The following is a 26,016-nucleotide window of genomic DNA, read 5'->3' on the forward strand; positions in this document are numbered from 1 at the left end:
TGCGGCCCCAGGGAAATCTCCAACCGATGTTCGACACGCGACCAGGCTCCGACGATATTTTCCACAGGTGGCTTTTGGGAACGGCGACGGGTTTCAGCGCCCGCGCAAGCTGTAGAGTGGTTCAAGGATCCAGTCCAGCAGGCTGGGACGATCGATCACGATATCCGCGCTCAGGCGCATGCCCGCCGTCAATGGCCGCGACTCGCCCAGTGCCGGCATGTGTTGCCGCGCCAGCTGCACGCTAACCGGATACAGCGGCTCCGTACTCGCCAGCCCCGCGTCGAGGAGATCCTCCCCCGTCACTGCCACGCCAGCCACTTCGCGAATGGTGCCTGCCAGGGCGCCGTAGCGCTGGAACGTGAAGGCATCAAGCTTGAGCTGGACGGCTTGTCCCACGCGCAGGAATCCCATCGCCCGCGACGGCAGCAGCAGCCGCGCTTCCAGGGGCACGCTGTCGTCCACCACGACCACCAGCGGCTGGCCGGCTTTCACCGTTTCGCCCGGCGTGACCAGCACCGCCGCGACACGGCCGTTACGTGGCGCACTGACCTGGCTGCCGGCAGCCAGGCGCGCCTGGGTCAGCCGGTCCGTCAGATCGGCACGCTGCTGCAGGAGGCTGTCCCGCTGTTGCGCCGCCTCGGCCGGAAACTGGGCCAGGCGGGTGCGCGCCGTATCGCGTTCGGTGCGGGCTGACTGCAGTTCACGCGCGATCGACAAGGTCTGCACCCGCAGCGCCAGCCCCTGCTCCTGCAGCTCCTGCCATTGCACACGCGACAACACGCCCTTTTCCGCGAGGCTGCGCTGGCGTTCCAGTTTGTCCGCCGCCAGCTGCTGCCGCGACAGTTGCACGTTGTGCTGCTCAGCGGCGCCGGCCAGTGCCCGCTCCCGATCTTCAAGCGTGGCCTCGCGCTGGTGGCGTTCCAGCCGCTGTTGCGCATCGAGCGCGTCGATCTGCGTTTCAAGCCGCTCCAGGCTTTCAGTGAGTTCGTCCACACGGATGTGGTCGACCGCCACGCCCTCGGCATCGCGCCGCTCGGAACGCAGGCTCAGCAAGGATTGACCCGCCGTCACCGCGTCCCCGACGCGCGCCGGCACCTGCGTGACGACGCCTTCTGTCGGCGCACGAAGACGGACCGTTCCCTCCACCGGCATCAGCACCCCTGGCGCTGTCTCCGTACGGGTGAAGCGCGCCGTCGCCGCGAACAGGCCGGCAGCGACCAGCGCCACGCCCAGCGCGGCGCTGAGGAATCGCCCGGTGACAGGCCTGACGACGAGCACCTCGCCCTCCAGTCGACGCTGACGCGCAACCAGTACCTCCTGCCGGAACAATCCCGACGCCGTGGATCCGGTCGAATCCGGCGGCTCGAGCAGCGTAGCGCCACCGCCGCCCGCCTGCGCGGCCGCCGCGAACGCGTCGCGCCAGAACCCTTCCACCCCCGGCGCCAGTCCGACGAAGGCTCCCATCAGCTGTCGAAGGCGCAGCAGAAATGCCACGCGGTCGGTGCACTGCGCAGGGTAACGGCAGAACCAGAACGCCAGTTCGTGGTGCGGCCCCAGCGCTGCCAGCGCCGTAAACTCGCGGCCGCGACGGAGGCTGCCGTCCAAGGCCCTGGTTTCCGGCAACGTAATACGGGATTCGGCCAGGCACCACGGCGGCGTACGCGAGAATGCGCCTCCCTGGCGATTCAGTTCCGCACCCAGCCAGGATTCGTAGCGAAGCCGCTCGGCAGAGGGCACGCCCAGCCAGGGATCTAGCGGAACGATGCCCGTGCGTGCCAGCAGGTCAATCGTCTCGTCCGTTCCAAGCGGAATCTCGAACTCATCGCCGATCATCTCGGCAACGGCGGCGGGTGTCCACAGCGGCGTCTGGAAGTGCAGGTGCAACGGATCATTGCCGCAGAGCAGCTGTAGCAGATAGTTCACCTGCCCCGGGTCCAGGCTTGCCGGCCCGGCGGTCGTCCCTCCCCCCATGCCCTCGATAGCCGATCCTTCAGCGTGCATCGCCGTTCGCATCCGCCCCTCCGCCCGCATCGACCCGCGATGCGTCAACATGTGGTGTTTGTGAAATATCCAAACATATCACGACGACTGGACCAATCCGTCTTCGGATCACCGCCCGGCACTGAGACCGTAATAGCCGTGCAATGGCGTAGACGCGCAGGAACCCACGCAACCCCACCGCCATTTCACACGAAATTTTTGAAGCGTGACACGCTTCACGCTGTATACCTTTTAGCCAACTTCAGAATGCGTCCGCCCGCACCCTCTCGGTCGCGGGCACGACGGAACGGAGCAAGCCCCCGCTTGCTGGAGGAACCGTCGTTCATACGGCGGCCAAAGACCGCCATCAACGCAGTACAAAAAATGGAGAAAGAAAATGCGTGAGTTGAACGAAATTGAAGTCGGCCAGGTGGCCGGTGGCGACGGCGACATCGACATCTGTCCGCCGAACTGGCCGTGGCGCTGGCCGCGTCCGCACCACATCGACCTGACGCGCGTCGTGCAGCCCATCGGCAATATCGCCCAGGGTGGCTTCTCGATCGGCAACTGATCGACGGCTGACCGTCGCGGGGCGGGCGCCCAGACGCCCGCCCCGCACCGGGCCATGAAGATGCTTTTGTACTATGCGGTGGTCATTGCAGCGCACCGCACACCCGCTGGCCAGCGCGCCGCGACGCCCGGCTGGCCGCAAATAAAAAACGCCACGACAAGGCGTGGCGTTCTTGATTCCCCCTGCGAAACCTGTGCCGGTTCGCTCAGAGCGGGCTGACCTCATCGGCCTGCAGGCCCTTCTGGCCCTGCACTACCTTGAAGCTGACCTTCTGGCCTTCTTGCAGGCTCTTGAATCCCGTGCCCTGGATAGCGCGGAAATGGACGAAGACGTCCTGGCCATTCTCACGCGCGATGAAGCCAAACCCCTTGGCGTCGTTGAACCACTTGACGGTACCAACCTCACGATCCGACATGAAACGCTCTCCCAAGCTTCAAACAAGATGGCGATGCCATCGACTTACTGGTTGCATGGCTCAGGCGAAGCGATGGAGCGGACCGCTGGCGGCCGACATCGGGTCAGGCGATAGGACCGTGCAAACACAGCGCGAGCAGTCTACTCAAGCTTTTTAACAAAATCGACAGTGTCCAGTCAGGTTTCGTCAGGATTCGATTTCCGGCGGCCACCGGATACCATGCGCCGATGAATGCTCAACGACAGCCCAGCCAGTCAATCTCCGCCCGCCTGCCCGTGGCCAGTGCCGACGGGCATACCGCCGACCTGCTTGTGTTTCCTGCCAGCCGCCCCGGCCCGGGCCTGCTATGGATTCCGGCACTGGGCGTACCGGCGCGCAAGTACGCGCCCTTCGCCCAGGCCCTGTCCGAACGTGGCGTCAGCGTGGCCCTCCACGAGTGGCGGGGGGCGGACAGCAGCAGCTGGCGCGCCGGCCGGCACTGTGACTGGGGCTATCGCGAACTGCTGGCCGATATCCTGGCTTCCCGCACCGCATTGAACGGCGCGGCCGACGCCACGGGATGGGCCATCGGCGGCCACAGCCTGGGTGCCCAGATCGCTGCTCTGGCCATGGCCATCCATCCAGACGTCTACACGGCTTATGTCATCGCAGGTAGCGGGCAACCCTGGTGGCGCACCTTTCCGGCGTGGCAGCAGCCATTGCTGTTTGCAGTGTTTGGCTGGTTCCGGGGCCTGAGCGCCCTTTGTGGCTATTTCCCGGGTGACCGGGTCGGCTTCGGCGGGCGCGAGGCCCGCAGCGTGATCCGCGACTGGGCCCGCAGCGGCATCAGCGGCAGCTACCGCCCCGACAATGTACCGGTCGACTTCACCCGCTCACTGGCGGCGCTGGAGCACCGGGCCCTCGCGCTACGCTTTGTTCAGGACACGTACGTCCCTTCCCGCTCACTGGACCATTTGCTGGCGTTGATGCCGCGGACGCGGGTCGACCGGCACGAGATCGGGCCGGAGGAATTCGAGCGCCGGCGCGCCGGTCACTTCGACTGGATGCGCGATCCATCGCCGGTAACGCGGCGGATCGCCGAATGGTTGTAGCGGCGTCGACCAGGCCGGGTCGCGCCTCGCCAATTCAAGACCCGGCGCCCGCGCGCAGGCGGGCCGCCGGATCATCATGCGTAGCGATCAGGCGACGACCACCGGAATCTTGCCGATCTTCGCCTGCCATTCGCGCGGCCCCGTCGTGTGGACCGACGTCCCGGCGCTGTCCACCGCAACGGTCACCGGCATGTCACTGACGACGAACTCGTAGATCGCTTCCATGCCCAGGTCTTCAAAGGCCACCACGCGGGCGGCCTTGATCGCCTTGGAAACCAGGTACGCAGCGCCGCCCACTGCCATCAGGTAGATCGCCTTGTTGTCGCGGATCGCCTCGATCGCCGTGGGACCGCGCTCGGACTTTCCGACCATGCCCAGAAGGCCGGTTTGTTCGAGCATCTGGCGGGTGAACTTGTCCATGCGCGTGGCCGTCGTGGGACCCGCCGGCCCGACCACCTCATCACGCACGGGATCTACCGGGCCGACGTAGTAGATGAAGCGATTGGTGAAATCCACCGGCAGGGATTCGCCGCGGTTGAGCATGTCGATCATGCGCTTGTGCGCCGCATCGCGCCCGGTCAGGAGCTTGCCCGACAGCAGCAGCACTTCGCCGGGTTTCCAGCTGGCGACTTCCTCGCGCGTCACGGTGTCGAGATCGACGCGGCGCCCCTTGGAGGCGTCGTAGGTCAAGGTCGGCCAGTCGGCCAGGGACGGCGGCTCCAACGTGACGGGGCCGGAGCCGTCCAGTACGAAATGGGCGTGGCGCGTCGCGGCGCAATTGGGAATGATCGCCACGGGCAGGTTCGCCGCGTGCGTGGGATAGTCGCGAACCTTGACGTCCAGCACCGTGGTCAGGCCACCCAGGCCCTGGGCGCCGATACCCAGCGCGTTCACCTTCTCGTACAGCTCGATGCGCAGCTCCTCGGCCCGGCTGGCGGGGCCACGCGCGATCAGATCCTGGATGTCGATCGGCTCCATCAGCGCTTCCTTGGCCAGAAGCATCGCTTTCTCAGCCGTTCCGCCAATACCGATACCGAGCATGCCCGGCGGACACCAGCCGGCCCCCATGGTCGGGACGGTCTTGAGCACCCAGTCGACGATCGAATCGGACGGGTTGAGCATGGCGAACTTCGACTTCGCCTCGGAACCGCCGCCCTTCGCGGCCACAGTCACGTCGACCGTGTTGCCCGGCACCACGCGCATGTTCACGACGGCGGGGGTGTTGTCCCTGGTGTTGGTGCGCTTGCCGGCGGGATCGGCCAGCACCGAGGCACGCAGCTTGTTGTCCGGGTGGTTGTAGGCCCGTCGCACGCCTTCGTTGACCATATCCTCAACCGACATCGCCGCATTCCAGCGCACGTTCATGCCGATCTCGAGAAACACCGTCACGATGCCGGTGTCCTGGCAGATGGGGCGGTGCCCCTCGGCACACAGGCGGGAATTGATCAGGATCTGCGCGATGGCATCTTTCGCCGCAGGCGACTCTTCGCGCTCGTACGCGGCCGCCAGGTTGCGGATGTAGTCGACCGGATGGTAGTACGAGATGTACTGCAGCGCGTCGGCGACGCTCTGGATGAAGTCTTCTTGCTCGATGGTGGTCACTGGCGCAGGTCTGGCTGGTGGGATGCAGCAGGCCCGTGGCGGGCCCGACGGAGAGGTAAAGCATAGCGCAGCTCCTCCCCTGGCGGCAGCCACCGGTCCCGGCCGCGGTACAACGGCGCGCCGCGGAATCGAAAAAGCTTCTTCCCGACGGCTTCCGGAGCACGACTCTTGCCTGCCCCCGGCCCGCGTCGCCGCGCCTGCCAGGCGGGTCAGATTGGACCCTGCTACTTGCTACAGCACGCCCGTCCGGGCGTTTGCGCATTTGGACGGCTTTGCGTCCGTGCAGCGCTTCGGACCACCCGCCGGCAGTCGGCGACAAATGGTGCGTTGTAAACTAATACCCCGAACGCCCTGTGCCGAAACCGCCTTTTTCGAGGCGTTTTCGCACCAATCCGTGATTTGAATCACACTGCGCTCGTGCATTTCGCGCGCCGTAATTTTGACGGGCCGAAACTGCAATTCGCGCGCCACCACCCCCTCTTTTCACCGCGAAATATTCGGTGCAGCATGGATTCCCGGCGTACACAACGCCGAAAAATAACAAGATCTATCGCGGCCTGTTTTTTCCACCCGAAAACGTTTCACCCGTGAAACTGGAGGCGACCATGGCACAGACACAGAACACCAACGTCAATCGCTTCGGCGGCGTTCTGCGCGATATCGGTTCGGCAATCGGCGACATGTTCGGCGGTGGCAAGCTCGACGCCGACCAGGTCGCATCGATCGAAGTGGAGTTTGGCCTGCTCGGCTACATTGCCGGGGCCGACAGCATCATCACCACGGGCGAGGCGCACGTGGTCAACCAGATCATGGACGAAATGCACCTGTCCACCCGTGCCCGCGACCTGGCCCACGAGGCCTTCACGCGTGGCCGCAAGCGGGAGATCAACGTCGCTCGCGAGCTGCGCCGCCACCTGTCGCTGCATGCGGCAGAATCGGCGGAAACCGAGCACTTGTTCGACGGCCTGTTCCGCGTTGCCTCAGCCGACGGCCGTATCCGCCCGCGGGAAAAAGCCGCGCTCGAACAGATCACGACCGAGCTCGGGCTGCCGCTGTCCCTGCTCAAGGCCCGTTTGACGGCCTGATCCGCCTGCCCTGATGGACGCCGCGCCCGTTGACTCGCGACGGGCACGTGCAAGGCCACCGCTTCGTGAACCTAGGGTGTGGTTGTCGGCGGCGCGACCGACGCGCCCGCGAGCCGTCCCATGAATTGCCGGTAATGGCGCAGTTCCGCGACCGAATCGCGGACGTCCGACAGCGCCGTGTGCGCCGATTCCTTTACAAAGCCCTTGGACACGTCCGGCGCCCAGCGTCGTGCCAGCTCCTTGATGGTGGAAACATCCATATTTCGATAATGGAAAAACCGCTCCAGCCGCGGCATCAGGCGGTACAGGAAACGCCGGTCCTGGCAGATCGAATTGCCGCACATCGGCGACTTGCCCGGCGGCACCCACTGGAGCAGGAAATCCACGGTCAGGGCTTCTGCGACGCCCATTTCGATGGTCGACTCCACCACCTTCTGCCACAGGCCGGACTTGCGGTGCTGATTGCGGTTCCAGTCGTCCATCGCCTCCAGGCGCTCGACCGGATGACGGATCGCGAACTCCGGTCCTTCCGCCAGGACATTGAGTTCCTTGTCGGTGACCAGTGTGGCGATCTCGAGAATGGAATCGTTGTCCGGATCAAGACCCGTCATTTCCAGGTCGATCCAGATCAGATTGTCCTCGGCCACTCGTCCTGTCGCGTTCATCGGTTTCCTTTGGCGTGATGCACGGGTCGCTCCATCCGCAACCGGTGTCGGGTCGCAGCGGTATTTTCGCCCCGAACCGCCTGTGCGGTATCCGGGGGCGGTCCTTCGATGGGGGCCGGACACGCGCTGCCGCACCTGCCGGCCTCGAGAAAGCCGGCAGTGACTGCGCGAACATGCCGCGACGGCGGCCCGGCGTGTCCCGCGGGGTGCGAATAATAGCTCGCCGGGCCAGAGTGCGCAGCGCGGCAAGGCCTTCCGTCGCCACCGCACCCTCCCGGCAACTGCCAAAGACCTGGCATCGGTACCGGGCGCTGGACGCGCGCCGACACCGCAGGAACACCGCAATTTGCGTCGGCAGGGGCCATCCTCAGATTGCAGCGGAAGAGCGCTCCGACTACCCTGGGGCCATCCCCAATACGAGCTCAGGGGTGGGGGAGTGAATCGCGTCTTGTTGCTGGAGCCATCGGCTACGCGTCGGCGTGCCCTGCGTTCCCTATTGATCGCCAAGGGTTTTGAGATTGCCGAGGTCGGTGAATTCGGCCAGGCGCTCGACGTCCTGCACCGCCTGGCCGATTCGGCCACCGGTATCAACGCCCTGGTTTTCGGCTGGCCCGGCATCGCAGACAGCCAGGCCGACGAGCTCCTCGCCCTGCTCCGCCAGGACGAATTCGAGCACCTGTGCGTGGTGCTGCTGGCGGACTCCAACGACGACAACGCTGTCAACTGGCTGATGAAGCGGCCGGGCTCGGCGCTGCTGCTGTGGAGCGACTACAGCGAATGCGGTGATGCCCTGGCCAAGCTGCTGGCGCCGGCGCCATCGGAGCGTCCCCACCTGGAAGTGGGCGGGCAATCGCATCTGCGTGTGCTGTTCGTCGACGATTCGGCCACCGTCCGCATCGCCTTCCGCCGGCTGCTGATGAAGCAGGGCTACCTGGTCGAGACCGCCGAAGATGTCGAGGACGGCTGGCGCAAGGCGCTTGCCTCGCCGTTCGATATTGCCATTGTGGACTATTTCATGCCGGGCGATCCTGGCCCCGTGCTGGTGCGACGCCTCAAGGAAGACCCGCGCACCAGCGGCATCCTGACGGCCACTATCACCGGCACGTATTCCGACCGCGTGATCAATGAATCGCTGGCGGCTGGTGCACTGGAGTGCCTGTTCAAGAGCGAAGCGCGCGAACTGTTCCTGGCGCGCCTGGGCTCCCTCGCCCGCGCCGTACAGGACCGCCAGTCCGTCGATGCGGAACGACGGCGCCTGCAAAGCATCCTCAGCTCGGTCGGTGACGGCGTATACGGGGTTGACCCGCGCGGCAACATCCAGTTCGTCAACCCCGCGGCCCTGGACATCCTGGGCTTTGACGAGGCCGCCGAGCTGATCGGACGCTCCGCCCACGAACTTTTCCACTATGCCTTCGAGGACGGTACGCCGATCCCGCGGGCCAGCTGTTTCCTGTCGCAGGCCTATGCACTGGGCAGCCAGGTGCCCGGCTGGCAATCCACGTTCTGGACCCGCGCGCGCCGCCCCCTGCCGGTGGAATGCACGGTCTATCCGCTCAACCTCGACGGGCGCTGCGAAGGTTCGGTCATCGCCTTCCGCGATATTTCCTCGCGCCGCATGCTCGAGGAGGAACTGCGCTGGCAGGCCAGCCACGATGCGCTCACCAAGCTCAAGAATCGCGCGTGGTTCGAGACCCAGCTGGAACAGGAAATCCTGCGTCTGCGCCGCAGCGACCAGCTCTCGCTGCTGCTGTTCCTTGATCTTGATCGCTTCAAGTACATCAATGACACGGCCGGGCACACCGCGGGCGATCACCTGCTCATCGACATGAGCCGGCGCCTGTCAGGGCGCCTGCGCGGATCGGACCATCTCGCCCGCATGGGCGGCGACGAGTACGCCGTCATCCTGCGCAACGTGAACATGGAGCGCATCACGCAGATTGCCGACGACTTCCGTCGCGCCATCGTCGGCACGCCGTTCGTCTATGGCGGCAAGAGCTACCGCGTCGGCGTCAGCATCGGCGTGGCGGTTCTGGACCAGCAGACGCCCTCGCGCACCGAGGCGATGTCCAACGCGGATATCGCCCTGCACATGGCCAAGCGCCATGGCCGCAACCAGGTGCACGTGTTCTCGCACGATGCCGACCAGCGCACGAAGATGGACCTGGAGCTGGGCTGGTCGGCGCGACTGGAAGAGGCCCTGCGGCTCGACCAGTTCGTGCTGTGCTACCAGCCGGTCCTGCCAATGTCGCAGATCGACTACGAATCCCTGCCCGACCAGCACGGCGCCCTGTGGGCGCGGCACATCCGTCGCAACAGCAGCCAGCGCGTGTTCTACGAAGCCCTCATCCGGCTACGCGAGGCCGATGGCAATCTGGTGGCCCCGGCCGCCTTCCTGCCCGCGGCGGAGCGTTTCAGCCTGGTCGGCGAGGTGGATCGCTGGGTGATCCGCAATGCACTCAAGGCGCTGCGCGAGTTCCAGTCGGCCGAGCCCCCCGTAGGCATCTCCATCAACATCTCCGCACAGTCGGTCAGCCAGCCGGATCTGGCGCGCTACATCACCGATCGCCTGGTCGAATTCGATGTCGATCCGCGCGCCGTGGTGTTCGAGATCACCGAAACCGGAGCACTCAACAATCTCGACGCCGCACGCAATCTCATCACCGAGCTGCGCACCTTCGGCTGCCGGTTCGCGCTGGATGATTTCGGCGTCGGTTTCTCCTCGTTCACGCACCTCAAGCACCTGGACGTGGACATGCTCAAGATCGACGGCTCCTTCACCCAGGGACTGCTGAGCGATCCGGTGGACCTGGCCGTCATCAGCGCCATCACCAGCATCGCGCACTCGGTGGGCAAGCTCACCGTGGCCGAGTATGTCGACCGTCCCGAGATCCTGCGCGCGCTGCGAAACTGCGGCGTGGACTTCGCGCAGGGCTTTTACGTCGGCCGGCCGAAGGCCGGCCTGCGCGCCGCCGGTGGCCAGCTCGAGATCGTCGGCGGCCACGACAATATCGCGGCCGCCGGGTAGCCCGATCAGCGTTGTTCGAAACCGTCGTAGAACAGGCGGTCCGGATCGCCGAAGGCTCGCAGTACTGCGGCGTCGTCCTGGCTTGTGCCCACGCGCAGCGCGTCGCCGGCCGCGAGGATATGGCCCGACGGTTCGACACTCAGCGCGAACGCCTCGTCCGTGAGTTCCGACAGACGGCCGACGGTTCGCCCCTGGCCGTCGCCGAACGCCGGATCGGCAAATCCATTCTCCTGCAGACGCACCACGAAGAAGTCGTTCTGCGGCGCGCCGCTCGCCGACGCCGTCGACGCGTACCCCGCGGCGACGATTTTCCCGTTGCCTTGTAACGCCAGGGCGCGCGGCTCGTCGTAATGGCTGATGGTGCTCAGCTTGACCAGGCTGCGGCCACCGTTGCCAAAGCCCGTGTCCGGCGCGCCGTTGGCCAGGTAGCGCAGGAACGTGAAGCCGCGATCGTTGGCCGTACCGACCACGACGATGCGTCCACTGCTATCAATTCGGGCACCGCGCAACACGGACGCGCCGGTGGTCTGTCCACCCGATGTGACCGAGCTGGTGGTGATGCGTCCGGTACCCGCGAAACTCGTATCCGGCTGACCGTCCCGGGTCAGCCGCGTGATGAAGGCCATGTTGCGGGAGTCGGTGTAACCCACCAGCGTGATACCGTCACCAGCCGGCAGCCGGCCGTCCTGGGTCAGGGCGATGCCAGTGACATAGTCGCTGGTCTGCGGATCCGCCGTGTAGAAGCCCGGCAGGACGATATGGCCGGTACCGCCGCCGAAGCTGGTGTCGCGCTGGCCGTCAGCGGTCAATCGCGCCACGGTTGCGCGGCGGTAACGGAACGACCCCTGCTGCACCAGCGACATGCCCGCGATCACGATCCGACCGTCGCTCTGCACGGCCACGTAACGGCCTTCATCATGAAATGTGGCACCAGCGATATCGACAATGGCGTAGCCGGTCCGCGCAGCGCCCGACGGCTGGCCGAAGCGCGTATCCAGCGCCCCTGACGGCGTGAGCTTGACGAGCCCGAAATCCGAATGCGACGAGGTCGAGATCACGCCCGACACCAGGATGCTGCGATCGGACAGCACGGTCATCGCGTGTGCCTCGTCGGTGCCGCCATCGTGGTCGAAGGCGAAGACACCGGCGGTGCCGAAAGCCGGATCGGTGCGGCCATCCGGAAGGAATCGCGCGACGACGACGTTGGGCGACGAACCATTGCCCGTCGCGTTGGGGCTGATCACGACGCCCGCAGCCAGAAAGCGGCCGTCGGGCAGCGGCGTCACCGCACGCAGCTGGTCACTGGCGCCGAAAAAGTCGGTGATCGCCTTGCCGGCGCTGCCGAAGGCCGGATCCAGCACGCCCGGCGGACCGTTCTGCGCCTGCACCGGCAGCGTTGCGCCGATTGCGCTGCCGATCGCCAGTATCCATTGGCCTAAGTGCAAAGCGGCGCGCCTCTTCGTATGCTTCATGGTGTTTTGTTCCTCAGAGGGAGTGGCAGCGGGCATCACGCCCGTTGCGACGATGCAGACCATTCGGTGACGTCGTCAGGGATGAGGACGAAGTGGCGAGCGAATCCCTGTCATGCCCGATGGGCGCAAGGAGTCTTGGCGTGTCTGATCTCTCTCCCAAAGCGGACCCGACGGGCGCCAACGCTGGCCCCGAACACGAAGTCACCCGGCTCCTGGCTGCCTGGAGCCGCGGCAGCAGTGAGGCCGCCGAGCAATTGACCGAGCTGGTCTACGCGCAGGTGCGCGCGATTGCCGGCAAGCACCTGCGCCAGTTCGACGGCGACGTCACTCTCGCCCCCACGGAACTGGCCAACGAGTTGTTCCTGCGCCTGCTGGGCAAGGACATCGACTGGCGCGACCGGCGTCACTTCTTCGGCGTGATCGTGGCCGCAATGCGCAACCTGCTGATCGATCTGGCACGCGCCCGCGGCAGCGAAAACGCGGCGGCGGCCTGGTACACGTCACGTTGTCCGCGGCGTCGGACGAGCCCGGCGAAAGCAGCGAACCCGAGCAACTCGAGCACGCCCTGCTTGAACTGCGCGAACTCGATGCGCGCAAGTGCGAAGTCATCGAACTGACCTATTTCCTCGGCCTCAAGCGCGAAGAGATCGCCGAAACCATGCAGGTCTCCGTGGCCACGGTCGACCGCGAGCTGCGCTTCGCCCGCGCCTGGCTGAAGGAACGTCTGCAGGCATGAGCGATTCCCGCTGGTTGCGTCTGCAGTGGCTGTTTGACGCGCTGATCGACCTGCCGCCGCACGCGCGCGAGCAGTGGCTCGCCGAACAACCCGACGACGATGGCCTCAAGCGCGAGGCACTGGCACTGGTCGATGCGGACGGGCGCGGCAGCAACGCGATCACCCGCCGGTTCGGCTCGGCCGTCAGCGAGCTGGCCACCTCGCCCGCCCACGGCATGCAGCTGGGGCCCTACCGCCTGCTGCGCGAGATCGGCTCGGGCGGAATGGGCACGGTGTTCCTGGCCGAGCGCGCAGATGCGGAATTTGATCGCCAGGTCGCCATCAAGCTGATTCGCGGCGTGCCCACCCGCGATGCGGCCGAGCGCCTGCGCCGCGAGCGCCAGATCCTGGCGCACCTGGAACATCCGCACATCGCGCGGCTCCTGGACGGAGGCACGACGGCCGAGGGCCAGCCTTACCTGGTGATGGAATACATCGCCGGCGAACCGATCACCCACTGGTGCAGCAGCAACCAGCTGAGCATTTCGTCGCGTCTGGAACTTTTCCGCAAAGTGTGCATGGCGGTTCAGTATGCCCACCAGCGCCTGATCATCCATCGCGATCTGAAACCGGCCAACGTGCTGGTGCGCAAGGACGGCGAGCCAGCCCTGCTCGACTTCGGCATCGCCAAGCTGCTCGACCCTGCCGCAAGCGCCCGCCAGGAACCGACTGCAGCGCAATGGTTCACGCCCACCTACGCCAGTCCCGAGCAGCGCCGCGGCGAAACCGTCAATACCGCCAGCGATGTCTACGCGCTGGGACTGGTTCTGTACGAGGTGCTGTTCGAACAAATTCCCAAGACCGATGCCGACGGCACGTTGGATCTTCGCCAGGCGCGCCAGTCGGCGCAGCCGGTGCCGGCGGAACTGGGACTGGTGATCGCCAAGGCGACGCATCCGGAACCTTCACGGCGCTACGCATCGCCCGAGGCGCTGTCGGAGGACCTGCGACGCTACCTGCGCGGACGCCCTATCCTCGCAGCACCGGACAGCTGGTCTTACCGGACGCGCAAATTCCTCAGCCGGCACCCGGTTGCCATGGCGATGGTCGCAGCGGCCATCGTCTCGGTCAGCGTGGCCACCTGGCGCCTGGCCGCCGAGCGCGACCGCGCGCTGCGGGCGGAGGCGGAGGCCCGGCGCGAATCCGCCACGTCGCGCCATGTCGTCGACTACCTTGTCGCCCTGTTCGAGAACGCATCGCCCGAAAACGCGGGCAATCGCCCGATCTCACCCAAGGAGCTGATCGATCGCGGGCGCCGCGCCGCGGACGAGCGCCTGGCGGATGAGCCAGTGCAACGTGCGCGCCTGCTGGCGGCGTTCGGACGGATCTACACCGAGCTGGGCGACCCGGATGCCGCGGCCAGTTCGTTCCGCGCGGCCGCCCAGATCGAAAAGGACCAGGGCAATCCCGTCCAGCACGCGAAATATCTGCACGATGTCGGCTATGTGCTCAATCTCGCCGAACGCTCCGAGGACGCCGAACCGCTGATGCAGCAGGTGATCGCCGACCTGGAGCGCCACGCCCCGACTGAGTACGCGGAGATCGCCGGCGCCCTCTCCGGGCTCTCGCTCGCGCAGGCGCGCAACGGCGACCCGCTCACCGCGCTCACCACTGCGCGGCGCAGCCGCGAGCTGGCCGACACCCACGGTGTCACGGATCCATTGGTCCTGTCGCGCACCTATACCGCCCTGGCCGAAGCGCATATGCGCGCCAACCAACTGGTCGACGCGGAAGCGGCGGCGACGAAGGCCATGGAAGTACTTCGCACGCATTACCCGGAGGAATCGCCGGAAGCCATCTCGGGGATCGGCTTTCTGACCGAAGTCTACGAACGCCAGGGCCGCCACGCCGACCAGGAACGCGTGCTGCGCAGGATGCTCGCCGTGCGCCTGAAGACCCTCGACCCGGGCAGCGGCTGGGCCGTCACCGTGCGCAACAACCTCGCCAACGCCATCCAGTTGCAAGGGCGGCTGTTCGAGGCGATTGCCCTGCTCAAGGAAAACCTTGGCTACCTGCGCAAGAACGGCCAGCAAGATACGCCCAGCTACGCCATCACGGTCAACAATGTCGCCAGCCTCGCCGAGCAGACCGAAGACTTCGCGACCGCCATCGAACTGTTCCGGGAAGCCTACAACGGCAGCCTGCCCAAGCCCGGCGAAAACGCCTCACCCCGGGTCGCGGTGTTCCGGCAGAACCTGGGTCGCTCGCTGATGCTGGCCGGTCGGCTCGACGAAGCCCTGCCGCTGCTGCAACGGGAAATCGAGGATTCGATGGACACCCGCACGGAGCGTGCCCGCCGCCTGGTCCACCTGGGCGAATGGATGCGCCGCCACGGAAAGTATGCTGAGGCACTACGCTTTGCGGAGCAGGCGGATGCCGCGTTCCGGGAATTCCTGCCGCCAACGCATGCCCGTCTCGGCGCGGTCGCCAAACTGCGCGGCCTGATCCTGCGCGACCAGAACAAACTGCCCGAAGCGACCGAACAGCTGCGCAATGCCGTCGACTACATCGGCAAGGGCATCGGTGAGGAAGCCAACGCCACGCTCGACGCCAAGGTGCAACTGGCCGAACTGCTGCTGGCGCAGGGCAAGCCGGATGAGGCACGATCCCTGGTCAGCGCTATCGCAACACCGATCGAGAACCGTTTCGTGGAAGGATCCCCGTTGAGAAAACAGTTTGCGGCGCTGACCAGCCGGCTCCCGGCCCCATGACGTCGACGCCGAGCTTCTTCTGGCACGACTACGAAACCACCGGCGCCGACCCGCGCCGCGATCGTCCGTCGCAATTTGCCGGCATCCGCACCACGCTGGAGCTGGAGCCCATCGGCGAGCCGGTCGAATTCTTCTGCCAGCCCGCGCCGGACGTGTTGCCGCACCCGCAGGCGGTGCTGATCACCGGTATCACGCCCCAGCAGATGCAGCGCGACGGACTACCCGAGGTACAGTTCGCCGCGCGGGTGCACGAGGAACTGGGCGCTGCCGGCACCTGCGGCGTCGGTTACAACTCCCTGCGCTTCGACGATGAGGTCACGCGTCACCTGCTCTACCGCAATTTCTACGATCCGTATGCGCGCGAGTGGGAAAACGGCAATTCGCGCTGGGACCTGATCGACCTGGCACGCATGTGCTACGCCTTGCGACCCGAAGGCATCCATTGGCCGCAGCGGGACGATGGTTCACCCAGCTTCCGCCTGGAAGACCTGGCCAGCGCCAACCGGCTCGACCAACAGCGGGCGCATGACGCCCTGTCGGACGTCCGCGCCCTGATCGGCCTGGCGCGATTGATCCGCGTACGCCAGCCACGCCTGTTCGACTACTACTTCCAGCTACGGCGCAAGCAGCGCGCCTTCGAATTGCTCGACGTGGCACGGATGGCGCCTGTCATCCATGTCTCGTCGCGCTACCCGGGCACCCGCGGATGCCTGGCCGTGGTAGCGCCCATCGCGGTGCATCCGACCCAGCCCAATGGCGTAATCGTGTACGACCTGTCGGCCGACCCCGCGCCGATGCTGACACTCGATGCCGGGGACATCGCCGATCGGGTGTTCACACCACGGCAGGATCTGCCCGAGGACGTCGAACGCATTCCGCTCAAGCTCGTCCACGCCAATCGCTCACCGGCGCTGGCGCCGCTCACCGTGCTCAACGGCGTGGACACGGCGCGCATCGGACTGGACCTGGACCGGTGCCTGGCACATCTGGAGCAGTTGCGGCCGCATCCTGGTCTTGCGGAGAAACTGCGGCAGGTGTTCGGTGCATCGTCACGCGAGGAAACGCTGCCCGATTGCGAACTCGCGCTGTACTCAGGATTCCTCAGCGACGGCGACCGTCGCCTGTTGCGTGAAGTCCGCCAGACACCGCCTGAACAACTCGGCACGCGCCCATTCCCGTTCCGCGACCGCCGCTGTGCCGACCTGCTGTTCCGTTATCGTGCCCGCAACTGGCCCGAGACCCTTGGTCCCGCCGAACGCGAGCAGTGGTTGGCATTTCAACGCCAACGCCTGCTGGCTCCCACCGACACCGCCTGCCTGGGCCTGGACGCCTTCTTCGCCACCATTCGTCAACTCCGCGGCGAACCCGCCGCCGGCGGCAAGCAACCCCTGCTCGACGCACTGGAGGCCTGGGGTCACGAACGCCGGGCTGCACTCGCCTGAACGAGGGCCTGTCAACACCATGAGCGCCATCTATTTCACCCCCAGGACCTTCAAGTTCCTCGCAGACCTGGCGAGGAACAACAGCCGCGAATGGTTCGCCGACAACAAACCGCGCTTCGAGGAACATGTGCGGGGCCCATTCCTGCAGCTCCTGGCCGACCTGCAGGCGCCGCTGGCGAAGATCAGTCCGCACTATCGGGCCGATACACGCACCCAGGGCGGCTCACTGTTCCGTATCCATCGCGATACCCGCTTCTCCAATGACAAGCGCCCCTACAAGACCTGGGCCGGCGCACGGATCTTCCACGAACGGTGTCGCCAGATCGAAGCGCCGAGCTTCTACATCCACATCCAGCCGGATGGCTGCTTTGTCGGTGGCGGCCAGTGGCATCCGCAACCGGACACGACCAGGAAAATCCGCGACTTCCTGTCCGACAACCCCGCGGCCTGGAAGAAGGCGACGCGCAGCAAGGCGTTCCTGGAGAAACTGGCGCTGGGCGGCGACAGCCTGGTGCGTGTACCGCGCGGCTACGATCCGAATCACGAGCTGATCGAAGACATCAAGCGCAAGGATTTCGTCGCCTCGCGTGCGTTCGACAATACGCTGGCCCAGTCCGCCGAACTCCGGCCGTTTCTGGTGGACTCGTTCAAGACCATCGCGCCGATGATCGACTACCTGTGCGCCGCCGCGGAGCTGGAATTCTGAACACTGCAGCGCATGGCGACGCTGCCGCCGCCATGCACTGATCAAGCATCAGGGCCCTACAGGTGGCGTGTTTCGGCCGGGACGTTGAACCAGTCGTTGTCACGACCATTGAAGTAACGCAGCGGCGCGTTGATCAGTTCCTCCGGGGTTACATCATCCAGGCAGGCGAGATTCACCGAGTAATAGGCGCCACCGATCTCTTCGACATAGCCATGACCGAAGGAATGGATGCCGCAGTGCTTGCAGAAGGTGTGGTGACCGCTGCGCGTGTTGAACTGGTAGTCGCTCAGCGCCTCTTCGCCGCTGAGCAGGCGGAACTGCTCCGGTTTCAGATTGACGCTCCAGCGGCGCATCTTGCCGCAGAGAGAACAATTGCAGCGTCCTGTCCCTGACGAGAGGTCGATATCGGCCTCGTAGCGGACTGCACCGCAATGACAGCTTCCCTTGTAGGTCTTCAAGCTCATGAGGGTTCTCCTTTCTCCACCCGATTGCGCCGCCGCGCGATGGACAGATCGTAGCCGGATATTGCGGACAGGATGTGTCCGCGATTGTGCATTACCATCGGACCGTGCTGAAGACGTCCGCCCGCCTGCTACGCCTTTTGACCCTGCTCCAGGGACGCCGCCACTGGACCAGCGCCGACCTGTGCCATCGCCTCGACGTGGACGCACGCACCGTGCGTCGCGACATCGAGCGACTGCGCGGATTGGGCTATCCGGTGCAGGCCTCCGCGGGCGTCGGGGGTGGCTACCGGCTCGGATCCGGATCGACGTTGCCGCCGATCCTGCTGGAGGATGAGGAAGCGGTTGCCGTCGCCGTCGCGCTGCGGGCGGCGACACACAGCGTGGCCAACCTGGAGGAAACGGCACTCGGCCTGCTGGCCAAGCTCGACCAGATCCTGCCCGCGCGGTTGCGCAAGCGCGCGGGTGATCTGCACACCGTCACCTTGTCGCTCGGCGGCGCATCGAGCGCTCCCCCGGTGGAACGGCTGACCCGGATTGCGGCGGCCTGCCGCGATCACGCCGTTCTCCTGCTGAACTATCGCGATCACGGCGGCAAGCCCAGCAAGCGTCGCGTCCAGCCGCTGCGGCTGGCGAGCGCAGGGCACCGCTGGTACCTCATCGCGTGGGACGAAGACCGCACCGACTGGCGCACGTTTCGGGTCGACCGCATCAGTGCAGTGCGCGACACCGGCCGGAGATTTCTGCCGCAGGCCTTTCCCGGTGACATCGGCGACTACCTGCGCCGCGCGATCACGCAGGCGCCCTTTGCCTACCAGTTGCGCCTGCGCCTGAAAGGCCCGGCACAGGAGTGGGCCTCCAGCCTGCCGGTGTGGTGCGGGGTGCTCGAAGCGGTGGATGTGCGCCACTGCATTCTTCACACGGGAGCCGACTCCGTCGATGCGCTTGCCGCCCGCCTCCTCATGACAGGCGCAACGGTCGAGATTCTCGATGAGCCGGCATTCCTCCCGGCGCTACGGGCTGCCGCCGAACGCCTCTATCAAGCTACCCACGGCGTAGCGCCCGTGCCGGCAGGGAGCGCGCCCCGCCGTCTGCGCAAACCCACGCGCTGACTGGCACGGGCAGGCCCCCTTCTACGAACACCCCTTCATCGCGGTCCGCGGGGATACCGCCGCCGAGGCCGCCAGGTTGATACTTACATTTGAAACGAACGTTTGACTGCCTTCGGACACATTGATACTTTTCGGCGGCCAACGGACATACGGGAGGGTATGTGACGTCGGCAGAGCCTAATTCGCTCCGGCAGCGCCGGTGGCGGCAAGGACGCTTTCCCTGACCCGGCATTGCCGCGGGCTTCATCGCGGCTCGTCCTGTACCAGCCCGAGCCGCATCGGGAGGGGAAATGGTTCGTCTTGCTTTGGCGCTCGCGCTCGCCCTGGGTGCCGCCGCCGTCAACGCCAACACCGGCGTGGCCTTCGTCCACGGGACCGGCAATCATCCCAATGCCACCAGCGACTACTGGAAGCCCGAGATCATCAATTCGGTGCGCCAGGGGCTGCCCAATGGTTCAAAGTACACGGTGATCAACTGCGACTTTTCCCAATACATGTGGGACAGCCGCGCCTCCGGTTGCCTGGCCGGACAGCTGAGCAGCTTCATCAGCGCGCAAGGCATCACGGATCTGGTCGTCATCACCCACTCCAACGGCGGCAATGTGATGCGCTGGATCCTGTCCAATCCAACCTACGACAGCCGCTATCCGGGCATCATTGCGAAGATCCGCTGGGTCAACGCCCTGGCGCCTTCCAGCGCCGGCACGCCGCTGGCCGATGCGGTGATGAACGGCAACGTGTTCGAGCAGTCCGTCGGTTGGCTGGTGGGTTACAAATCCGACGCCGTCCGCCAGCAGCAGACCAGCTGGATGGCGACCTATAACCAGAACAACCTGCTGGGCACTTCCGGGCGCCCCGCCCTGCCCCGCGGCTTCTGGGCGGTGGTCGGTACCGATGTGGATTCCTCACCCTTCGATCCCGACAGCTATTGCGGCGGCTACACGGAGAACGTTGGCCTGGAAACGACGCAGAACTGGCTGGCCAGCTGCTCGGACGGTTTTCTCAATTGCACCAGCCAGTCGGCAGCCGGGAACGTGTGGTTCCGCGACATCGACCGCATGGCCGGCCGCGAACCGCTTTCGCACAACCAGAGCCGGCGCCCCTGCTTCGGCCTGGACGTCATTCTCCGCGACGACATCTGAGGAACCGCCCATGCGATCGACACTGACTTCCCTGGCGGCAGCCCTCGCACTCATCCTGGCCGGCTCCGCCGCGGCCGACACGCTTCAGCTGGCGCCCCCGGGCGCCGGCGACCAGATCGTCAAGGCACTCAGCGCGCGCAAGGACCGGGCACCTGGACCTGCGCTGGAACGCGCGCCCGTCGCGATGTCCTGGGCCCTGGACGGCAAGGAGCCCCTGGCCGCTGTACCCGCTCCCTTCACCGCAGAAAGCCGCGAATACTGGCGCGACGCCGACGAGGCAGCATTGCGGCGCGGTGTCGTGCTGACGACCACATCGCCGCAGGCACTGGTTCGCATCAGCCCGCATGCGGGCAACACCGCGAAACTGCGCCCGGATGAACTCGTGATCCGCGCTGGCGGCCGCCAGTTTGCGGCGGACGAAGCCATCGAACGGCTCGCAGATGCGGAGGCATTGCGCCAGGCGGGCATGGACGTGGCGGAGGGCACGGTGATCCTCAAGCTGGCTGCCATCCTTGGCAAGGGCGAGGTGGAGCTGGCCATCCCTGCCGCACAAGGCAAGTACCTCATCCATGTCTTCGAACCGCAGAGCACGCAGGTGATGCAGCTGCGCGCCGGCCGCGACACGGTTATCGCCGGCACGCCGCTGGAGATCTCGGTGCAGTTGCCCGGCGTGACGACGCGCCGCGTGACGGGCCTGGTGGCGGCGCCGGATGGTCATTCGCAGCCACTGAGCTTCCAGCGCGCCGGCGATGGCAGCTACAAGGCTCGCGTACAACCCGATGCGGCGCATGCCGGCGGCCAGGGGTTGTGGGAAGTGCACGCGTTCGCCGACGGCAGCGCAGGCTCGCTTCGCGTGCAGCGTGACGCACGCACCGCTTTCGCCGTCGCCGCGCCAACGGCGCGGCTGGACGGTACGGTACAGCCGGCGACGGCGCGCGATGGCGGACTGTCCTTGCGAATCGGCGTGGAAGTGGCGCAGGGCAGTCGTTACCAGCTGTCGGGTGTGCTCTATGGCACTGCAAAGGATGGTTCACGCCAGCCGGTTGCCTACGCGCAGTCCGCCGCATGGCTGGAGGCCGGCAAGCGGGGCGTCGACCTGTCATTCGATGCCGCCACGCTCGGACTGTCACCGCCCTACGAGTTGCGCGACCTGCGCCTGTCTGACCAGGCCAACCTGGCTGTCATCGAACGGCGCGAGTTCGGTGTCGGGCTGTAATGCAAGCGGACGCCCGGCCCGCGCGGCCGGGCGTTCCCGCGGCGCGCACCAGGGTCTGAGTTTCCGCCAGCCGCAATTGGCGGTATAAAACAGTCTCGTTCACCGCTGTCGGGTCTGCTCGTCCGGTGCCCTCTCCGCGCGGCCGTAGCACCATGGATTCCGTTCCCAGCGCTCGACTGTCCAGCTTTTATTGCGCCTACTACGCCGCCCTCGGCGCGTTCACGCCGTACTGGAGTCTGTTCCTGCAGAAGCGCGGCCTCGATCCGGCTGCCATCAGCGTGCTGATGAGCCTGTGGTATGGCACGCGTGTCTTCGCCCCCAGCAGCTGGGGATGGCTGGTCGCGCGATCCGACCGACCAGTGTACTGGCTGCGTGCCGGTTGCGTTGCCACGGTCGCGACATTCGCGCTGTTCCTGTGGCCGATGCAGTTCGGGGGCCTGTTCTGGGCCATGTGCCTGTTCTGTTTCGCCTACAACGCCGTCATGCCGCAATTTGAGGCATTGACGCTGTCGCATCTGAAGGAAAAAAGCGAGCGTTACGGCACGATCCGCGTGTGGGGTTCGATCGGTTTCATCGCCACCGTGAGCCTGTTCGGCGTACTGCTCGATCACATTGACGTAGGCCACCTGCCACTGTTGATGCTGCCGCTGTTCGTCGCCCTGGCCGGTACCAGTTTTCTCAATACCTATGGCAGCAGTCACAGCGATACTGCCGACAACGACAACGGATTTCTCGATGCGCTGCGCCGGCGCGAAGTGATCGTCTTTCTCATCGTGGCGCTGCTGCTGCAGATCTCATTTGGACCGCTCTACACCTTCTTCTCGGTATACCTGGACGAACACGGCTACAACGCCTCCGATATCGGCCTGTTCTGGGCGATCGGCGTGGCGGTCGAGATCTCGGTGTTTTTCTTCGGCGCGCGTCTGCTGGCGCGCTGGAACGCACGGCGCCTGGTACTGGCCAGCGCACTGATCGGCGTGGTGCGCTGGAGCCTGACGGCGCTCTTTCCGGATTCAACCACGATCATCCTGCTGGCGCAGACCACGCATGCCATCACCTTCGCCGGCTTTTTCGCCGCATCCATGCAGCTGTTGGCGGAGTACTTTCCCGGCCGCATGAATGGTCATGGCCAGGGGATTTTCTACGGCTTCTCCTCCGGCGTCGGCGGTGTTGCGGGAGCGTTGATATCGGGCCTGGTCTGGAAGGCCTGGGGTGGTCAGGCCACGTTCCTGGTCGGTGCCGGATTTGCAGCGCTGGCCGCCGGCGTGTGGATGCTGCGCGACAGCCGTCCCCGCACCACCAGCCACCGTCACTAGCGCGCTGCGGCCGACTGCTCAGCGCTGACCGTATCCGATCCCACTACGGCCCATTCGCCGTTGGCGAAATCGAAGATCACCCGGTGGCGGCGCAGTGGCGCCAGAGACGACGCAATTCATGCGGACACCAGCCCGGCCCGCGTCATCCGGCATAATCGCCGGCAAAGGGGGTTGGCCTGTCATGGCGAAACCGGCTGCTTTGTTCAGCACGCTGCTGTTCCTGGCGGGATCGGCGATGGCTACCGCCCCCGTGCCGGCGACACGGCCACTGGACCTGGTCGCCCTGGGCGCGCCGACGTTCACCAATTTCACCTCGCGCGACGGCCTGCCCGATTCGGTCATCGTCAGCATCCAGACCGACCGCGATGGTTTCGTCTGGGTCGCCTCGCCCGATGGACTTTCACGCTACGACGGCCGACGGTGGACCACGCTCACCGATCCTGAACTCGCCTCCTCCGCGGTTCATCTACTGCGCGACCACGAAGGCACGCTCTGGGCCGCTTTCCGTGACAACGGCATTGCCCGTTACGATGGCCGACGCTGGGAGGTCGAGAATCGCGGGACAGGTCTGCCATCGCAGCAGATTCGGCGGCTGGTCGACATCCGCAATTCCGATGACAGCTGGACCCTCTGGGCCCTGACCTGGGACCAGGGATTGCTGCGGCGGGAAAACGGCCGCTGGCACGCCGACGCCGGAAATGCACAATTGCCACATGGCGCCGTTATCTCTTTTGCACGCACATCGCACATTGGCGGAACCGAACGGCAGTGGGCCGGCACGGGCAATGACGGTTTATGGTATCGCTCGCCCGGGCAAGCCTGGACGAAATTCCGTCAGGCCGATTTCGATCCAGCGCAGATCGAGTACGTCCTGCAGACCGGCAAGGCAGAGCAGGAGGCCCTGTGGGTCTCGGGTTTCGGCTCCGGCCTGTGGCGACTGAGCCAGGCAGGCCTGCGCAAGTGGTCGCGGGAACTGGGCGATTTCCCCTCCAACGATCTCTACGACATCGCCGAAACCCCGCAGTCGGACGGGGAGTCCACCATCTGGGTGTCGTCGCGGGCCGGCCTGATCCGCATCTACCACGACCAGGTGCAGGTGTTCGACCGGCGCCACGGCCTGCCGTCAAACGTGGTCCGTGAGATTGGGGCGTGGCGCAGTCCCAACGATGACAACGTCCTGTGGCTCGCCACCGAATCCGGGGTGTCACGCACGCTGGTCGGCGCCAATCAGTGGCTCACGGCATCGCTCATGGGCGCGCAGGCAACCGGTGTCTTTGCCCTGCTCGTCGAGCCCGATGGCCGCAACGGCGAACGTCTGTGGGTCGGCGCCAGCGACGACGGACTGGGTCTCTACGAGAACGGCCGGTGGCGCTATTTCACGCAGGCAAACGGTGCATTGCCCGAGTCCACCGTGCGCATGATCCGCTCGGTGCCCGACAAGGACGGAACGCCGGTGCTCTGGATCGGCCTGCGTTTCGGCCACCTGTTGCGCGTCGGCGACGGCCCCACGTTCACGCCGGTCAGCGTTCCCTGGCCACAGCACGTCGGCCAGGCATTGCTCGACCTGCTCACTCGCACTGTGGACGGGCACTACGAGCAATGGTTTGCTACGCGCCAATCCGGCACGTATCGCCTGCGCGACGGTCGATGGACTGCACTGCGGCCGTCGAACGCCGCCGGGCAATGGCGCGTCAACCGGTTGCTGGAACAGATCGATGCCAGCGGCCGTTCGCAATTGTGGGCCATCAGCAACCAGGGGCTGGCGCGCCTGGATGGCGAAACGTGGACCTTGCTCGGTCGCGATGTGGGACTGCCGGATACGGATCTGATCGGCGGACACATCCTGCCTGACGCGCAGCAACGCCCGATCCTCTGGATCGGTACGTCCTACGCCGCCATTGCGCGAGTGGATATTTCCAATCCGGCACATCCGGCAGTACTGCCGGACAATCTGCCTCCGGCACCCGACCAGACCGCCTACAGCGCACTGCCCGACAGCAAAGGCCGGATCTACATCTGCACCAACAACGGCGTACAGCGGCTCACCCCCACTGGCAACGGTTACGCCACGCAGGTATTCACGCGGCGCGACGGGATGGTGCACGATGAGTGCAATACCAACAGCCAGTTCATCGATACCCACGACCGGTTCTGGACCGGCACCCTCGGTGGCGTCACCGTGTTCGACCCGGAACGGGCCACGACGGACCAGGTCGCCAAGCCCCTGAAGCTGATGGACGTGCGCATCGATGGACGATCCATCCGCGCACATCCCGTGCATGTCTCTCCCGCCGCCCGGGACGTGCATATCGAGTATGCCCTGCTGTCCTGGCAGCGCGAGAATGAGTCGCGCTTCCGCACGCAATTGATCGGCTACGAGGACAAGCCCGGCCAATGGACGGCGCAGAATTCGCGCACGTTCAACAGCCTTCCGCCGGGTGACTACCTGCTGCGTATCGAAGCACGCGACTATGCCGGCAATCTCAGCACACCCGTCGCATTGCCCATCACCGTATCCGCGCAATGGTGGCAGCACCCGGTCGCGCGTACGGCCTTCGCGGGCCTCGTGGTGCTGCTGGGCTACGCCGTGATGCGCTGGCGCACGCGCGCGCTGCAAACCCAACGCCGTGACCTGGAACAGCGCGTGGCGGCACGCACGCTGGAACTGCACCAGGCCAATGCGCGCCTGCTGGATCTGTCCTACCGCGATGCACTGACGGGCCTTGCCAACCGGCGGCGCCTGCTGGAGACGCTGGAACAGCAATGGTCAACCGGAAACGATGCCGCATTGTTCACCATGATCTTTGTCGACGTTGATCACTTCAAGGATTACAACGACGAGCACGGCCATCCGGCCGGTGACGAAGCGCTGCGATGCGTCGCTTCCGCACTGCGCGACGGCGCGCCACGCGACGCACTGGTGTCACGCTACGGTGGTGAGGAATTCGCCTGCCTGTTGCCGCAGACGGACATAGCCCAGGGTGTCGCCCTGGCAGAACGTTTCCGCGTGGCCGTGGAAAACTGCGATGTTCCGGTGCCCGGCACGGCCGATACGCGCCGGCTGACCATCAGCGCCGGCGTCGCGTCGCGCCGCATCGGCACAAGCGCCGATGCGCAGCAGCTGTTGCGCGATGCGGATATCGCGCTCTACCACGCCAAGCATGCGGGTCGCAATCGCGTCTGCACCGCAGTCGATGTGCCCTGAGCCGTGGCACGGCGGGGCAACCCG

18 protein-coding genes and 1 pseudogene are annotated in these 26,016 nt (G+C 65.8%); 13 read left to right on the plus strand and 6 right to left on the minus strand.

The window, feature by feature from the left end; all coding sequences use genetic code 11:
• Positions 1 to 93 precede the first annotated feature (93 nt).
• The gene (locus N4264_RS18385; RefSeq protein WP_261693688.1) at positions 94 to 2,001 is read right to left on the minus strand and encodes an HlyD family secretion protein; all 1,908 of its coding nucleotides are present in this window, start codon (positions 1,999 to 2,001) and stop codon (positions 94 to 96) included.
• 376 nt (positions 2,002 to 2,377) lie between these two features.
• On the opposite strand from N4264_RS18385, the gene N4264_RS18390 reads away from it, so the two are divergent.
• On the plus strand, positions 2,378 to 2,551 hold the full coding sequence (locus tag N4264_RS18390) for a hypothetical protein (RefSeq protein ID WP_261693689.1): 174 nt from the start codon (positions 2,378 to 2,380) through the stop codon (positions 2,549 to 2,551).
• Positions 2,552 to 2,756: 205 nt separating this feature from the next.
• Here N4264_RS18390 and N4264_RS18395 read toward each other — a convergent pair whose 3' ends face one another.
• Entirely contained in the window at positions 2,757 to 2,966 is a 210-nt protein-coding gene (locus N4264_RS18395; protein WP_261693690.1) for a cold-shock protein, read from the minus strand.
• 227 nt (positions 2,967 to 3,193) lie between these two features.
• Here N4264_RS18395 and N4264_RS18400 point away from each other — a divergent pair, with 227 nt between their 5' ends.
• Positions 3,194 to 4,057 carry an alpha/beta hydrolase family protein gene (locus N4264_RS18400; RefSeq protein ID WP_261693691.1) on the plus strand — a complete coding sequence of 288 codons (864 nt, stop codon included), beginning with the start codon at positions 3,194 to 3,196 and terminating at the stop codon, positions 4,055 to 4,057.
• Between the two features lie 87 nt (positions 4,058 to 4,144).
• On the opposite strand, the gene N4264_RS18405 is transcribed toward N4264_RS18400, so the two are convergent.
• A complete protein-coding gene (locus tag N4264_RS18405) occupies positions 4,145 to 5,659 on the minus strand; it encodes a fumarate hydratase (RefSeq protein ID WP_261693692.1) in 1,515 nt (504 codons plus the stop codon).
• A gap of 605 nt (positions 5,660 to 6,264) precedes the next feature.
• Between N4264_RS18405 and N4264_RS18410 the strand changes: the two genes are divergently transcribed.
• The gene (locus tag N4264_RS18410) at positions 6,265 to 6,744 is read left to right on the plus strand and encodes a TerB family tellurite resistance protein (RefSeq protein WP_261693693.1); all 480 of its coding nucleotides are present in this window, start codon (positions 6,265 to 6,267) and stop codon (positions 6,742 to 6,744) included.
• A 71-nt stretch (positions 6,745 to 6,815) separates the two neighbouring features.
• Here the strand turns inward: N4264_RS18410 and orn are convergent, their stop codons facing one another.
• Positions 6,816 to 7,409, minus strand: a complete 594-nt coding sequence (gene orn, locus N4264_RS18415) for an oligoribonuclease (RefSeq protein WP_261693694.1) — start codon at positions 7,407 to 7,409, stop codon at positions 6,816 to 6,818.
• 436 nt (positions 7,410 to 7,845) lie between these two features.
• Here orn and N4264_RS18420 point away from each other — a divergent pair, with 436 nt between their 5' ends.
• Positions 7,846 to 10,434 (plus strand): two-component system response regulator, encoded by a 2,589-nt coding sequence (locus N4264_RS18420; RefSeq protein WP_261693695.1) that lies wholly within the window; start codon positions 7,846 to 7,848, stop codon positions 10,432 to 10,434.
• Positions 10,435 to 10,439: 5 nt separating this feature from the next.
• On the opposite strand, the gene N4264_RS18425 is transcribed toward N4264_RS18420, so the two are convergent.
• A complete protein-coding gene (locus tag N4264_RS18425; RefSeq protein ID WP_261693696.1) occupies positions 10,440 to 11,906 on the minus strand; it encodes a delta-60 repeat-containing protein in 1,467 nt (488 codons plus the stop codon).
• Between the two features lie 119 nt (positions 11,907 to 12,025).
• Here N4264_RS18425 and N4264_RS18430 point away from each other — a divergent pair.
• The 4 genes and pseudogenes from N4264_RS18430 to N4264_RS18445 all read left to right on the plus strand — a co-directional run bounded on the left by N4264_RS18430 (position 12,026) and on the right by N4264_RS18445 (position 17,540).
• A pseudogene (locus tag N4264_RS18430) lies at positions 12,026 to 12,642 on the plus strand (ECF-type sigma factor).
• Positions 12,639 to 15,392 carry a serine/threonine-protein kinase gene (locus N4264_RS18435; protein ID WP_261693698.1) on the plus strand — a complete coding sequence of 918 codons (2,754 nt, stop codon included), beginning with the start codon at positions 12,639 to 12,641 and terminating at the stop codon, positions 15,390 to 15,392. Before N4264_RS18430 ends, N4264_RS18435 begins: the two are co-directional and overlap by 4 nt.
• Positions 15,389 to 16,834, plus strand: coding sequence for an exodeoxyribonuclease I (gene sbcB / locus N4264_RS18440; RefSeq protein ID WP_261693699.1), 1,446 nt, complete (start codon positions 15,389 to 15,391; stop codon positions 16,832 to 16,834). Before N4264_RS18435 ends, sbcB begins: the two co-directional genes overlap by 4 nt.
• Before the next feature lie 19 nt (positions 16,835 to 16,853).
• Entirely contained in the window at positions 16,854 to 17,540 is a 687-nt protein-coding gene (locus N4264_RS18445; RefSeq protein WP_261693700.1) for a DUF2461 domain-containing protein, read from the plus strand.
• A gap of 56 nt (positions 17,541 to 17,596) precedes the next feature.
• On the opposite strand, the gene N4264_RS18450 is transcribed toward N4264_RS18445, so the two are convergent.
• Positions 17,597 to 18,004 (minus strand): GFA family protein, encoded by a 408-nt coding sequence (locus N4264_RS18450; RefSeq protein WP_261693701.1) that lies wholly within the window; start codon positions 18,002 to 18,004, stop codon positions 17,597 to 17,599.
• Positions 18,005 to 18,108: 104 nt separating this feature from the next.
• Between N4264_RS18450 and N4264_RS18455 the strand changes: the two genes are divergently transcribed.
• From N4264_RS18455 to N4264_RS18475, 5 genes are all read left to right on the plus strand, one after another.
• Positions 18,109 to 19,113, plus strand: a complete 1,005-nt coding sequence (locus N4264_RS18455; protein WP_261693702.1) for a helix-turn-helix transcriptional regulator — start codon at positions 18,109 to 18,111, stop codon at positions 19,111 to 19,113.
• 290 nt (positions 19,114 to 19,403) lie between these two features.
• Positions 19,404 to 20,255, plus strand: coding sequence for a hypothetical protein (locus N4264_RS18460; RefSeq protein WP_261693703.1), 852 nt, complete (start codon positions 19,404 to 19,406; stop codon positions 20,253 to 20,255).
• A 10-nt stretch (positions 20,256 to 20,265) separates the two neighbouring features.
• Positions 20,266 to 21,471, plus strand: coding sequence for a DUF4785 domain-containing protein (locus N4264_RS18465; protein WP_261693704.1), 1,206 nt, complete (start codon positions 20,266 to 20,268; stop codon positions 21,469 to 21,471).
• Positions 21,472 to 21,623: 152 nt separating this feature from the next.
• Positions 21,624 to 22,787 carry an MFS transporter gene (locus N4264_RS18470; RefSeq protein WP_261693705.1) on the plus strand — a complete coding sequence of 388 codons (1,164 nt, stop codon included), beginning with the start codon at positions 21,624 to 21,626 and terminating at the stop codon, positions 22,785 to 22,787.
• Between the two features lie 181 nt (positions 22,788 to 22,968).
• Positions 22,969 to 25,992, plus strand: a complete 3,024-nt coding sequence (locus N4264_RS18475; RefSeq protein WP_261693706.1) for a diguanylate cyclase domain-containing protein — start codon at positions 22,969 to 22,971, stop codon at positions 25,990 to 25,992.
• Positions 25,993 to 26,016 lie beyond the last annotated feature (24 nt).

This window comes from Tahibacter amnicola, assembly GCF_025398735.1.
Lineage (GTDB): Bacteria > Pseudomonadota > Gammaproteobacteria > Xanthomonadales > Rhodanobacteraceae > Tahibacter > Tahibacter amnicola.

Excerpts from the sequence above, each read along its gene's own strand:
- N4264_RS18435 (WP_261693698.1), top strand. The coding sequence starts at position 12,639 with ATGAGCGATTCCCGCTGGTTGCGTCTGCAGTGGCTGTTTGACGCGCTG.
- N4264_RS18400 (WP_261693691.1), top strand. The coding sequence starts at position 3,194 with ATGAATGCTCAACGACAGCCCAGCCAGTCAATCTCCGCCCGCCTGCCC.
- N4264_RS18460 (WP_261693703.1), top strand. The coding sequence starts at position 19,404 with ATGGTTCGTCTTGCTTTGGCGCTCGCGCTCGCCCTGGGTGCCGCCGCC.
- N4264_RS18410 (WP_261693693.1), top strand. The coding sequence starts at position 6,265 with ATGGCACAGACACAGAACACCAACGTCAATCGCTTCGGCGGCGTTCTG.
- N4264_RS18470 (WP_261693705.1), top strand. The coding sequence starts at position 21,624 with ATGGATTCCGTTCCCAGCGCTCGACTGTCCAGCTTTTATTGCGCCTAC.
- N4264_RS18450 (WP_261693701.1), bottom strand. The coding sequence starts at position 18,004 with ATGAGCTTGAAGACCTACAAGGGAAGCTGTCATTGCGGTGCAGTCCGC.
- N4264_RS18475 (WP_261693706.1), top strand. The coding sequence starts at position 22,969 with ATGGCGAAACCGGCTGCTTTGTTCAGCACGCTGCTGTTCCTGGCGGGA.
- N4264_RS18385 (WP_261693688.1), bottom strand. The coding sequence starts at position 2,001 with ATGCACGCTGAAGGATCGGCTATCGAGGGCATGGGGGGAGGGACGACC.
- N4264_RS18465 (WP_261693704.1), top strand. The coding sequence starts at position 20,266 with ATGCGATCGACACTGACTTCCCTGGCGGCAGCCCTCGCACTCATCCTG.
- N4264_RS18395 (WP_261693690.1), bottom strand. The coding sequence starts at position 2,966 with ATGTCGGATCGTGAGGTTGGTACCGTCAAGTGGTTCAACGACGCCAAG.
- sbcB (WP_261693699.1), top strand. The coding sequence starts at position 15,389 with ATGACGTCGACGCCGAGCTTCTTCTGGCACGACTACGAAACCACCGGC.
- orn (WP_261693694.1), bottom strand. The coding sequence starts at position 7,409 with ATGAACGCGACAGGACGAGTGGCCGAGGACAATCTGATCTGGATCGAC.
- N4264_RS18445 (WP_261693700.1), top strand. The coding sequence starts at position 16,854 with ATGAGCGCCATCTATTTCACCCCCAGGACCTTCAAGTTCCTCGCAGAC.
- N4264_RS18425 (WP_261693696.1), bottom strand. The coding sequence starts at position 11,906 with ATGAAGCATACGAAGAGGCGCGCCGCTTTGCACTTAGGCCAATGGATA.
- N4264_RS18390 (WP_261693689.1), top strand. The coding sequence starts at position 2,378 with ATGCGTGAGTTGAACGAAATTGAAGTCGGCCAGGTGGCCGGTGGCGAC.